The sequence below is a fragment of the Massilia oculi genome (assembly GCF_003143515.1).
In the GTDB taxonomy this organism is placed as follows: Bacteria; Pseudomonadota; Gammaproteobacteria; order Burkholderiales; family Burkholderiaceae_D; genus Telluria; species Telluria oculi.
Map to the genome: position 1 here is coordinate 1873072 of NZ_CP029343.1, position 12310 is coordinate 1885381.

7 protein-coding genes are annotated in these 12310 nt (G+C 63.9%); 2 read left to right on the forward strand and 5 right to left on the reverse strand.

Features of this window, described 5'->3' with window-relative positions; genetic code table 11:
- Positions 1-2 precede the first annotated feature (2 nt).
- Positions 3-968, forward strand: coding sequence for an ABC transporter permease (locus DIR46_RS08680; RefSeq protein ID WP_109344880.1), 966 nt, complete (start codon positions 3-5; stop codon positions 966-968).
- Between the two features lie 256 nt (positions 969-1224).
- Positions 1225-2844, forward strand: coding sequence for a methyl-accepting chemotaxis protein (locus DIR46_RS27615; protein ID WP_109344881.1), 1620 nt, complete (start codon positions 1225-1227; stop codon positions 2842-2844).
- A 47-nt stretch (positions 2845-2891) separates the two neighbouring features.
- On the opposite strand, the gene DIR46_RS08690 is transcribed toward DIR46_RS27615, so the two are convergent.
- From DIR46_RS08690 to DIR46_RS08710, 5 genes are all read right to left on the reverse strand, one after another.
- A complete protein-coding gene (locus DIR46_RS08690) occupies positions 2892-3755 on the reverse strand; it encodes a MipA/OmpV family protein (RefSeq protein WP_109344882.1) in 864 nt (287 codons plus the stop codon).
- A 102-nt stretch (positions 3756-3857) separates the two neighbouring features.
- Positions 3858-4919 (reverse strand): S1/P1 nuclease, encoded by a 1062-nt coding sequence (locus DIR46_RS08695; RefSeq protein WP_109344883.1) that lies wholly within the window; start codon positions 4917-4919, stop codon positions 3858-3860.
- A gap of 32 nt (positions 4920-4951) precedes the next feature.
- The gene (locus DIR46_RS08700; protein WP_109344884.1) at positions 4952-6634 is read right to left on the reverse strand and encodes a bifunctional metallophosphatase/5'-nucleotidase; all 1683 of its coding nucleotides are present in this window, start codon (positions 6632-6634) and stop codon (positions 4952-4954) included.
- Positions 6635-6837: 203 nt separating this feature from the next.
- A complete protein-coding gene (locus DIR46_RS08705) occupies positions 6838-10254 on the reverse strand; it encodes a TonB-dependent receptor (RefSeq protein WP_109344885.1) in 3417 nt (1138 codons plus the stop codon).
- Positions 10255-10765: 511 nt separating this feature from the next.
- Positions 10766-12259 (reverse strand): adenosine deaminase family protein, encoded by a 1494-nt coding sequence (locus DIR46_RS08710; protein WP_109344886.1) that lies wholly within the window; start codon positions 12257-12259, stop codon positions 10766-10768.
- Positions 12260-12310 lie beyond the last annotated feature (51 nt).

Below are 12310 nucleotides of genomic sequence, written 5' to 3' on the forward strand. Positions count from 1 at the left end.
CCATGGAAGACTTCCAGTTCGCCAGCATCGTCGTCTCGACCATCCGCAACGCGCCGGTGCTGATCTTCGCGGCCATGGCCGGCCTGTTCGCCGAGCGCAGCGGCGTGGTCGACATCGGCCTCGAGGGCAAGATCCTGGCCTCGGCCTTCGTCTCGGCCGGCGTCGCCTACACCTACCAGGACCCGTGGATCGGCATCGCGGCCGGGATCCTCGCATCGGTCGCGCTGGCCCTGGTCCAGGCCTTCGTCTCGATCACGCAGAAGGGCAACCAGCTGGTGGCGGGCATCGCCATCAATATCGCGATGAGCGGCCTGACGTTCGTGGTGGCCCAGTACTTCTTCCAGCAGGGCGGCCGCACGCCGGACCTGGGCGAGGCGCGCCTGTCGACCGTGGTGCTGCCCGGTTCGGAACTGGTGGCCGACATCCCCGGCCTGGGCTGGGTCTGGACGCGCCTGATCGGCGGCCACTCGCCGCTGGTGTACTTCGCCTTCGCCCTGCTGCCGATCGTGCACTGGGTGCTGTTCCACAGCCGCTTCGGCCTGCGCCTGCGCGCCTGCGGAGAGAACCCGCACGCGGCCGACGCCGCCGGCATCCCGGTCCAGCGCACGCGCTACATGGCGATGATCATCGCCGGCGTACTGTGCTCGTTCTCGGGCGCCTACCTGTCGATCGTCCAGAGCGGCTTCTTCCTGCGCGATATGTCGGCCGGTGCCGGCTACCTGGCGCTGACCGCCCTGGTGTTCGGCAACTGGCGTCCGCTGCACACGGTGCTCGGCTGCATGATGTTCGGTTTCTTCGCCGCGGTGCAGATCCAGATCGAAGGCGTCGACCTGCCGGTCGTGGGCCGCATCCCGGGTTCGCTGATCCAGATGATCCCGTACATCGTCACCGTGGTCGTGCTGGCCGGCCTGATGGCCAAGTCGGTGGCGCCGAAGGCGCTGGGCAAGCCCTTCGTCAAGTCGCGCTGAACCATCCCCACACCTGCCCGCGTTCGCGGGCAGGTCGTTTTTCCTTCCGCCCTCCACTCGCCTCATTCCTGGAATCAGCTATCACTTGTTGTGATGACAAGTGATCGTCACCACGATGCCACACATATCAATGAATTTGGCATACAAAATGCAATCTTCATCCTCAATAGCCGCGTAGTCTGAGAAAATAGCGACTTTCCGTACGGCAACGAAAAGATCGCGATCGTTGCCGTCCAAATTTTTCTATAGGACATTTATGGCAATCGATAACATCAAGCTGCGCAGCCTTCTGTTCGGTGGCTTCGCCACTCTGCTGGCCGCCATGCTGCTCCTGGTCGGCATCGGCCTGATCCAGACCAAGAAGGCGGAAAACCTGACCGACAAGCTGACCACCCAGAGCATGGAACGCCTGGCCATGCTGCAGGAGTGGCAGGCCATCATCGAAACGAATGCCGCGCGCACGATTGCCGCCATCAAGATGACCAATTCCGAGGACGAGAAGTACTTCCTCGACGATATCGCCTCGTCGTCGAAGCGCTCCGACGTCCTGCACAAGGGCCTGATCGACAGCCTGAAGGACGACGCCGCGGCGATGGCCTTGTTCGGCAAGGTCGACGAGCAGCGCGAAGGCTACCGCGCTGCGCGCAAGAGCGTGCTGGCGAAAAAAGCGGCAGGCGACGACGAGGCGGTGCGCCAGTTCCTGGCCACCGACATGCTGCCGCGCGTGAAGGCTTATGTCGAAAGCCTGCGCGCGATCGTGCAATACCAGCAGACGGTGGTCGAAGCCGATGCGCAGTCGATCGACGATGGCTTCAAGACCAGCCTGAACCTGCAGCTGTCCCTGGCCGCGATCGCCCTGGTGGCCGGCGCCGCCTTCGCCTGGTGGATTGGCCGCCGCATCACCGCGCCGCTGGAAGAAGCCGTGATGGTCGCCCAGACCGTCGCCCTTGGCGACCTGAGCAGCCGCATCGTCGCCCAGGGCAGCAACGAGACTGGCGTGCTGATGGGCGCCCTGAAGGACATGAACGACAACCTGGTGGGCATCGTCGGCCAGGTGCGCAGCGGCACCGAGACCATCGTCGAAGCGGCCGACCAGATCTCGGCCGGCAACCTCGAACTGTCGTCGCGCACCGAGCAGCAGGCCGGCGCGCTGGAAGAAACCGCCTCGTCGATGGAAGAACTGACCTCGACCGTGAAGCAGAACGCCGACAATGCGCGCGAAGCCAATGCGCTGGCGCAGACCGCTTCGCAAGTGGCCGGCCGCGGCGGCGAGACCGTCGGCCGCGTGGTGCAGACCATGGACGCGATCACCGATTCGTCCAAGAAGATCTCGGACATCATCGGCGTCATCGACGGCATCGCCTTCCAGACCAATATCCTGGCGCTGAATGCGGCGGTGGAAGCGGCGCGCGCCGGCGAACAGGGCCGCGGCTTCGCGGTCGTGGCGAGCGAGGTGCGCAACCTGGCCCAGCGCTCGGCGGCGGCGGCCAAGGAAATCAAGACCCTGATCGGCGACTCGAGCGCCAAGGTCGAGGAAGGCAGCCGCCTGGTGTCGGACGCCGGAAGCACCATGCAGGAAATCGTGGACAGCATCGGCCGCGTCACCGCGATCATGTCGGGCATCGCCATGGCCAGCCAGGAGCAGTCGGCCGGCATCGAGCAGGTGAACCAGGCGATCGCCCAGATGGACCAGGTGACGCAGCAGAACGCGGCGCTGGTCGAAGAAGCGGCGGCCGCCTCGACCTCGATGCGCGAACAGGCGCAGTTGCTGGCGCAGTTGGTGTCGACCTTCCGCTTCGAGCCGCAGGCCGCGGCAGGCCGTCCATCCCTCAAGAGCGCCGGTCGTCCGGCGCTGGAGATGCGTCAGGCGGCCTGACGCGCACTGGTTGTCTCCTCTTCACGCCGGGCATGTCCCGGCGTTTTTTATGGTGTGACGGGATCGACCGGCTCGTAAGCCGCCGCGCGGCGGCTGGAGCGCGCCAGGGTCCAGGCGAAGCCGATGCCGGCCGACGTGCCGGTGTCCTTGAGGTGCAGCGGGCTGTCGCGGTTGGCGCTGCCGGCATACGACTCGAAGCGCACGAAGCCGAACAGGCGCAGGTCAGGATTCAGTTGGCGCGTGGCGAACAGGCCGACGCGGGTGAGCATCAGGCCCGCATCGGCGCCATAGGCCGCGCGCGACGCATTGGCATACTGCGGCTGCACTTCGTAGAAGTAACGGTTGATGCGCTTGTCGCCGAACACGACCGAGACATTCCCCTCGACGCTCCACAGCCCGCGCTCGCCGCGCGTCTCATAGGCCAGCTTGGGCTCGAAGGTCCAGCCCTGGCGCCGCAGCCCTCCCCTGGCCTCGATCACGGCGCGCAGCGGCAGTTCGGCGCGCAGGCGGCTAGTGCGGTCGATATCGGCCAACCGGATCTTCAGCCTAGGGCCGAACTCGAACAGGGCGCCCAGGTCGGGCATGCCGGCGCGGATGTCGACGTCGTCCGAATCGGACGGCAAGGCGCCCGCCAGGCCGACGTCGAACTCGAGCCGGTCGGAACGGAACAGGCGCGCCCCGATGCCCGACTGGTCGGCGCGCAGCACTTCGCCGCGGTACAGCAGGTAGGGCAGCGGCAGGACGCGGTTGTTGCGGTCGTCGGCGCCGGGATAGGCCGGCGCGGTGAGGCCGAAGGCGCCCACGCCGAATTCCCAGAGCGGCAAGCTGGCCGGTTCAGGCGACTGCGCACTGGCGTGGAGGGAGGGAATCAGGCATGCGGCCGCGATAGCGGCTTTGATGGTGGAATGCATGTGGCCTCGGAATCGGTGTCGGGGATTGACGCGATTCTATCCGAGGCCACGGAAAACATGCGCTGCACGCGACCGGGGGCCGGCACGGCGCAAGGAAGAACGTTACGGCCAGATCGCCTGCAACATCGCCGCCAGGTTGTAGCCACCCTTGATCAGCTGGGTCTTGGCGATCTCCGAGCTCGGCACCGGATAGTTCTGCGGCACTTCCAGCGCGAAGGTGTAATAGGTCTCGCCCTTCTTGCTGGTCTGCGGGGTCAGCTTGCCCGGCGCCACGTCCTTGTACGCCAGCTTGGCCGACACCAGGCCATCCTCGACCCACTGCACCGGCCAGGTCGACACGTCGCCCTGCGCTTTCTTCAGCTGCGGTTGGCTGGCGACCGCCACGTCGGCGAACTGCTCCGGCGTGCGGGTCTTGATGCGGCGGAAGGCATAGTCGACCGTGGTGCTGTCCCAGTAGGAGTGGAACGGCTTGGTCAGCGCCGCCGGCACGCCTTCCTTGACGACGATTGGCTCCCCCGGAGGGATCACGCCGGCGGTCAGGACAGCCAGGCGCTCGTTATCCAGCAGCAGATTATTGCCGCCGCGCGAATCGAAGACCAGGGTCTCGTCGATCTCGGCGCGGTCTTTCGGCACCACGAACTTGCCGTCCCTGGAAACGAAGGCCGAACCCACGTGCAGCGGCTGGTGGATGTCGCCGGCGAAGTGGGCCAGCAGGATCAGGGCCTGGCGCTTGGTGAACTTGTGCGGGTTCAGCGCCGGGTCGGTCTTGCCTTGCAGGACGGCGATGCACTGCTCCAGCGTCTGCACGATGTCGACCTCGCTCGTGCCCACGCCGTGTTCATGGTAGTGGTCCAGCTGGAACGGCACATTGGTATAGTGGTATTCGCTGTGGCGCGGGTTGCCGGCCACGTACTCGACCATCTCGGGCGTTTGCGGGCCGCAGAAGGTGCCCTTCACGCAGTCGGCCCAGTTGGCCACCGACGCGAGCGATTCGCCCGGCTGCAAGAGCTGTGCGATCTCCTTCTGCGCGTTGCTGCCCTTGAGCAGCCGGTCGGCGATGGCGCCGATGGCGCGGTGGCCGTCGCGGCCCCAGGCGGCGGCGTCGGGCGCGGCCACCGATGCGAAGACGCCGGTCAGCGCCAGCGCGCATGCGAGTTTTTTCATGGTGATTCCTTGTTCAATACAGTGCTGCGGGATTACCTGATCTTCTGGATGCGGGGTGCAGCCGGCGCCATCGCGCCCCGCCCCTCGATCTTCTTCAGGTAAGCGATGAAGCCGTCCAGGTCGCGCAGGCCGGTGTCGACGCGCGCCGTGCCCTTGCCGAACTCCGGATAACCGTCGCTGCCTTCGGCCAGGAAGTTATTGGTGGCGATGCGGTAGGTGGCGCCGTCCTGCATCTGTTTGCCGTTCAGCTTCAGGCTGCCCGGCACCAGGCGGCTGCCCGCCGGACGCTTCGGGTCCCAGGCATAGCTGAAGCCTTCGGAAACCTGCAGCACCGACGAATTCGAATCGACGCCGTCGGCCCACTGGCGTTCCAGCAGCGCGCGGATCTGGGCGCCGGTCAGGTCCATCACGACCGTCGTGTTGCCGAACGGGAGTACCACCTGAGCCTGGCCGAAGGCGACCGTGCCGTCCGGGCCGGCCTCGAGGTCGCGGCGGATGCCGCCATTGTTCATGAAGGCCAGTTGCGCGCCCAGGTCACGGACCGAATCGAGCGCCGCATCGGCGATCATATTGCCCAGCACCGACTCGCCGGCGTCATTGGTCTTGCGCAGCACGGGCGCGCCGGCCACCCTGGCGATCGGGCGGTTCAACGCTTCCTTGCTGCGCTCCTTCACCTGCGCCACGAAGGCCGTCATCTTCGGATCCGCCGGATACTCGCCCGGCTTCATCACGACGTTCTTCACGACCAGGTTGCTGACCGCACCGGTCTTCGGCTCGACCTGCATCGACACGCGGGTGAGCAGGTGGCCGGCGGTGTCGGCCTGGGTCACGGTGCGGCCATCGACGTCGCACAGGTAGCCCTGGTGCGAGTGGCCGGTCAGCACCAGCTTGACCGACGGGTCGATCTTTTGGACCACGTCGACGATGTCGCCCTTGAGCTGCGAGCAGCCGGCCTGCAGCGGCGACTCCACCGTGCGGCCGCCCTGGTGCACCAGCGCCACGATGACTTGCGCACCGGCGGCGCGCATGGCCGGCAGCGCGCGGTTGATCGCCTCGGCTTCGTCGCCGAACTGCAGACCGGCCACGCCGGAAGCCACCACCATGTTCGGCGTGTCCTTCAGCACCACGCCGACCAGGCCCACCTTGATGCCCTTGACGTCCTCGATCCGGAAGCCCGGGATGACCGGCTTGCCGGTGGCCGAGTCGATCACGTTGGCGCCGAGGTAGGTGAACTTGGCGCCGCCGAAGTCCGGGGTGAACTTGCACGCTTTGGTGGGATGCGGCGAATCGCAGCCGCCGTTCTGCTGGCGCAGCAATTCCTTGCGGCCGCCGTCGAATTCATGGTTGCCCACCGCGCTGGCGCGCAGGTTCAGCATATTCATCACTTCGATGGTCGGCTCGTCGGCCCACAGCGACGACAGCGCCGGGCTGGCGCCGACGATGTCGCCGGTCGAGACCAGGAGCAAATCCTTGTCTTCCTTGCGCCAGGCCTGCAGGGCCGCCGCCACCGCTTCGGCGCCGCCGGCGCGCATGACTTCTTCCTTGCCATCCGCATGCTTGAGGACGTAACGGCTCGGTTCGAGGTTGCCGTGGAAGTCGTTCAGCGATATGAGATTGAGGGTCACCGGGCCCTGGGGCGCGCTGACGCAGCCGGCCAGCAGCAGCGCCATGGTGAGGGTGGAAAGACTGGCGCATGCGCGGCGCGTAACGATCATGGAAACACCTTTACTGGATGCGGACCGGCGCGAACGGCGGGTCCGGAAAAACGGAGTTCGAGCAAACTCGACAGCCAACATTATCCCATGCGCCTTGTGTGCAGGAAATCCTTACGATTGCTGGGCTGCGCATTTTTTAAAGAAAAACGGCCGGTGTTTCCACCGGCCGTTCTTGACTAGCTCATGCTACGAATGCGGGCTGCTTAGAATTCGTACTTGAGGGTCGCCTGGATCGCCCACTGCGACTCGCCCTTGGCTTGCTTCAGGTCTTGACGCTCGACGTCGTTGCGCACGACGTAGATGTAACGACCTTGTGCATCCAGACCTGCGTAGTCCACGAAGCTACGTGCCATGCCGCCCGACGACTGGAAGCTGATCTCTTCGGTACGACCCCATTTCTTGTTCAGCAGGTTGCCGAAGTTCATGAAGTCCAGGGTGAAGGTCGCCTTGTTGCGCTTGAACAGGCCAGGGATTTCCTGGCTGATACGCACGTCGAAGGTATTGACCCACTCAGCGGTACTGTTGTTACGCTTCACGACACCACCAGCCGCGCTGTGCAGGCCCTTGTTGGCGTTGACGACGTCCCAGAAGCGCTGCTCGTTCGAGCGGTTGGTTGCGGTATCGCCGTAGAACACGACTTCACCGGAACCGAATGCGGTCGGGATGTACATCAGGTCATTGCCCGACTCGCCATCACCATTCAGGTCATTGTTGATGGTCCAGCTGTATGGACGTCCTTCACGACCTTCGTAGAAGATACCCAGGCGGGTGTTGTAGTTCGAGAAGAACTTCTTCTGGAAGTTGACCAGCGCATTGACGCGGTTCTTGATGGCGTAGCTCGACGCTGCAGCGACTTCTTCGTTCGGGTTGAACACCGAACGACCGCGCCAGTTCGAGTTGGCCACCGACGAGGTCAGCGGCGAGACTTCGGTCGCGTCGGTGTAGGTGTAAGCCACCGACCAGCCGATGCCCTTGGTCATCGGACGCGACAGCGAGGCGGTCAGGACTTTTGCATCGCCCTTGTCAGTATCGCGCGCCACCAGCACGTTGCCGAAGCTGCGGTTGTTCAGCGAGCGCGTCTGTGCGCCAGCGCTGGTGATCACGTTGGCGGTGTTGTTCGACACGCCCCAGCTATTCCGGTTCAAGCCGGCCGCGTTCCAGTACAGCTCACGACCGTCCGAGCCGGTACGGGTCGACGCGCCCAGGTTCAGGTGCTCGTAGTAGATGCCGTTCTTGTTCTTGGTGTACAGCGCTTCGGCGCCGAACACGATGCCATACCATGGCAATTCGGTATCGAACGCCAGGTTGGCTTTCCAGATCGACGGCTGGCGGAAGTTCGGATCCAGGAAGTTCACGTCAGCAGCCGGAATCGCGCCGGAAATCGCCGGCTGGGCGTCCGGATCCAGGCTGGCCAGGCCGCCCGTGGTCGGGCAGCGGGTCGCGCCGGTGCCCGAGCAGCTGATGGTGGCGGTTGCCACGCCGGTGCCCGAGAACGGGTTCGACATCCAGACGGTCGCTGCCGCGCCCTGGAACAGGCCGACGCCGCCGCGCAGCTGGGTCGGACGCTCCGACTTGTCGAAGCGGTAGTTGAAGCCCAGGCGTGGCTGGACCAGGTCGGTGCCGTCGATGGTCTGGCGGTTGTCCAGACCGAAGCCGCCGCTCTGGCGGGCGCCGGTGGCCGGGTTGCCGGCAACCATCGGTGCGGCGGCAGCAGCGTTATACAACGGGACGCCGCCGACATCGTTACGGTCGTAACGCACGCCGTAGGTCAGGGTCAGCTGGTCGTTGACTGCCCAGGTGTCTTGCAGGAACAGGCCGGTGTTCTTGGTTTCGAACATGGCGATCGCGTCGTTGAGCGTAGCACCCGGCAGCGCGCGCTGCTGGCTGAAGCTCAGCGGACGGCCGCGCTGGAAGTTCTCGAGCACGGCTTGCTGGATGCGGTCGGCCGAGGCGCCGGAGCAGGTCAGCGCGCCGAACGAGTAGAAGTTCGGGTCGGTCGAATCCAGGCAGGCGAAGGTATACGAACCGTTGATACCTTGCAGGAACGCGTTATAGACTTCGTTCTTGGTCTGGTCGACGCCGAACTTCAGCTCATGGTCGCCCACGATCCAGTTGGCGCCGGCATACATGTCCTTGGTCTTGTTGCGCAGGACGTTGTTGTGGCGGCTGAATTCGGTACCGAAGTTCAGGAAGCGGTTGGCGGTCGACAGGCCGGCCGGTGCGCCGGCAGGCAGCGCGCCGGAGAATTGCAGGCCGATCGATGGGGTACGGGTCGCGTTGGTCGGGACCGAATCGTAGTCGCGGGTCGAAAACTTGAACTCGGTCGAGAAGGTCGGGGTCCAGTCCGAGAAGATCTGGCCGACGACGGTCTCGATTTCCTTGCCCTGGTTGTAGAAGCTCGACGAGAGGCCGACGCCGGTGGCCGAGAAGCCCGGGTAGAACGGCTCGCCCTGGGTGGTCTTTGCATAGCGCAGGTTGGCGCGGTGTTCGTCGGTGATGTTCCAGTCGAACTTCACCATGCGCTCCTTCGAGGTCAGCATCGAGCCGCTAGGAACGGTCGGGCTGCCGATGTCAACGCCGTAGACGCTTTGGGCAATGCTCTGTGCCTGGGAGATGGCCGCCGGGGTGATGGCGACGGTAGTGCCGGCCCCGCTGCCGATCGGTCCGAAGTCCGGGCTCGAACGCGAGCTCTCGAAGTTTTCGGCCAGGGCGAAGATGAACAGCTTGTCCTGGATCAGGGGACCGGAAGCCCAGATACCCTTGGTGGTTTCCTTCGACTTCGGAGGATCGCTGTAGACGTCGGTGATCGGGTTGTAACGATCGCCCGCCATCGTGTCGTTGCGGAACACGTAGTACACGCCGCCCTTGTAGGTGTTGGTACCCGACTTGGTCACGGCGTTGATGTTGGCGCCGGTGTAGCCCTTCTGGGTGACGTCGTAGTTGGCGACGTTGACCTGCACCGACTGGATCGCCTCGATCGAGATCGGCTGGCGTGCGGTCGGGCTGCCGTTCGCTTCCAGGCCGAAGGTGTCGTTGATCGCGACGCCGTCGATGGTCATCGAGTTGTAGCGCGAGTTCTGGCCGGCCACGGACAGTTCGCCGCGGTCCTTGTCGGTCTGCGACACGCGCGGGTCGGCACGGGCGTAATCTTGCAGGTTACGCTGGATCGATGCCTGGGTTTGCAGTTCGGTGTTGCTGATCGAAGTGCCCGAACCCATGTTGTTGCTCGAGAAAATCTCCGAGCGAACAGCCGAGCCGGCCACGGTCACGGTCTGGATGCCGACGGTCGCGTCGACGGTCGCGGTCTGCGCCAGCTCGACGTAGACGTCGTTGCGCGTCTGGGTGACGCCATCCTTGGTGATGGTAATGGTGTAAGGACCACCCACGCGCAGGCCGCGCGCGGTGTAGCGGCCTTCCGCGTCAGTGACGACATTGCTGACAGAACCCGACTCGACGTGCAGGATCTGCACTTGTGCGCCGGCAGCTGGTGCGCCGGCAGCGTTCGAGATACGGCCACCGATGGCGGACGTGGTGTTCTGTGCAAACGACGGCGACGCCGCCAGTGCAACCGACAAAGCCAGCGCCAATTTGGTGAGCCGGATCTGTTGTTGAGTGATCATTGATTACCCCAAAAAGAACTTCAATTTATTGTTGGACGCCCGGGCGGACGCCCTCCCCTACGATTTACTGCTTGAATTTTTTGCTTGGTGCGGCAGCGCTTCAGCCGGCAAGCGGCTGCGATTGTATCGTTACAATGTTTCAACAACGTGACGCGGTGAAGTGATGTCATACAGCGGAATTCCGCCAATATGCATGAGCTTTGAACAAGCCGACAAATTCGTTTTGGCTTGGCTATTTAGAGCTTTTGCGTATAAATCACCGGGCAAGTGTTGTCTGTACACGACATAATCGGCGTGCTTCCGACCGAAATGTGACAAGGCGGGATTATATGTGCGGCATTCTCCCGCGGAATCTTTTTGATAAAAATTCCGTGGAAGTGCGCGGGGAACGAAGATTTTTGTAGCGAGAAGGCGACATAAGTTAATTTTGCATTAACTTATCACCAAAAAGTTACCGGAGAAATGTGACACGCAGGCGGTCCGGCAGGCGCCGGACCGCGGATGTCACACTTTATTTGGCGCGGATGGCCGCGGCGTCCAGCGCCGCGATCTTCGCTTCGAATTCCGTGTAACGTTGGTCCAGCTGGCGGGTCAGTCGTTGCTTTTCCGCCACGGGCAGGAAGGCATAGCGGATGCTGTTGTAGGAAGCCTTCTTCACTTCCGCATAGCTCGGCTTGAACTGGCTGGCGAACTGCACGTACTCATGCGACAGCGTGTGGCGGGTCACGCCGGCATCGTCGGTCGAGATCACGTAGGGCACGCCATATTTGCGGTACAGATTGAGCGGGTGGTTCGTGGTCGACACGCCGCTGATGAAGGCATTCGAGGTCAGGTTGATCTCGACCGGGATGTCCTTTTCGCGCATGGTCTTCATGATGCCCGGGGCATTCGCCTCGTGCGCCAGGTCCAGGCCGTGGCCGATGCGGTCGGCGCCCGCCACCGCCAGCGCCTGGTCGATGTGGAACTTCAGGCCTTCCGGCGGCACGTCGCCCAGCGCCAGTTCGCCCGCATGCATCGCCACCTTCACGTTCGGGTAGACCGACTTCAGGAAACGGAACATCTTCATGTGGAGAAGGTAGTCGCGCATCGAGACGTGGGTGCTTTCCTGGCCCACGATGTTCAGGCCGACGATGCGTCCGCCCTTGGCTGCCGCCTTGAAGCTCGACACCATCGCCGAGAACACCTGCGACGGATTCAACAGGCGCAGCGTGTAGTTCTGGTAGCGCATGGTGAAGTGCTCGTCGTCGATGCCTTCGGAGGCGGCATGGATCTGCCGGACGAAGTCGTCGATCGATTCATTGAAAGCGGCATCCTTGTCGAGTGCAGCCAGTTTCGCGCGCAAGGCGCTGTCGAGCGCCTTGTCGTCGTTCACATTGGACCAGGCCTGGCTATCGAAGTCCGGGTTCGCGATGAAGGGCGACAGCAGGAACATCGTTTCGATGTAACCCACGTTTTCCGCGATCGCGCGTTGCTTGATCTCTTGCAGGCCTTCACGCAGGTTGTCGTTGGCCACCGGGCCGAAGTAGCCGAAGGTCTGGAAGAAGCGCTGGTCGGGCGCCGGCTGCAGATTGGTGTGGTTGTAGAAATCCTTGTTCGACCAGCGCTTGGCCACTTCGCGCCAGGTATCTTCGTCGGCCCGCACCTCGGCGCCCGACTTGCAAGTGCGCTGGGCGGCCGGCCGCGCGAGTTCACGCGCCACCACGGCCTTGTCGGTCTCGATGCGCCAGGTCTGCGTGTTGATGCAGAAGCCCTGCTTGTCGACGAATTCGGTATAGGTCTCGGCATACACCGAACCCGAATAATGGTGGTGCAGATCGCCGCCCTTCGGCATCTGCGTGAAGAACATCGTCAGCTCGGACAGCTTCGGCTGCTCGCCCGCGATCAGGCTCGCGTAGTGGCGGGCGGTGGCCGCTTCATTGGCGTTGGCGGCGGGCTCCTTGGCCCAGGCCGGGGCGCTGGCCACGGCCAGCGCCAGCAGCGCGCCGCCGGGGAATAGCTTGTGCATGATGTGCTTTCTGGGTGAATATTGAATCGCGCCACTCTAACTGCTTCGTTC

Excerpts from the sequence above, each read along its gene's own strand:
- DIR46_RS08680 (WP_109344880.1), top strand. The coding sequence starts at position 3 with ATGGAAGACTTCCAGTTCGCCAGCATCGTCGTCTCGACCATCCGCAAC.
- DIR46_RS27615 (WP_109344881.1), top strand. The coding sequence starts at position 1,225 with ATGGCAATCGATAACATCAAGCTGCGCAGCCTTCTGTTCGGTGGCTTC.
- DIR46_RS08710 (WP_109344886.1), bottom strand. The coding sequence starts at position 12,259 with ATGCACAAGCTATTCCCCGGCGGCGCGCTGCTGGCGCTGGCCGTGGCC.
- DIR46_RS08690 (WP_109344882.1), bottom strand. The coding sequence starts at position 3,755 with ATGCATTCCACCATCAAAGCCGCTATCGCGGCCGCATGCCTGATTCCC.
- DIR46_RS08700 (WP_109344884.1), bottom strand. The coding sequence starts at position 6,634 with ATGATCGTTACGCGCCGCGCATGCGCCAGTCTTTCCACCCTCACCATG.
- DIR46_RS08695 (WP_109344883.1), bottom strand. The coding sequence starts at position 4,919 with ATGAAAAAACTCGCATGCGCGCTGGCGCTGACCGGCGTCTTCGCATCG.
- DIR46_RS08705 (WP_109344885.1), bottom strand. The coding sequence starts at position 10,254 with ATGATCACTCAACAACAGATCCGGCTCACCAAATTGGCGCTGGCTTTG.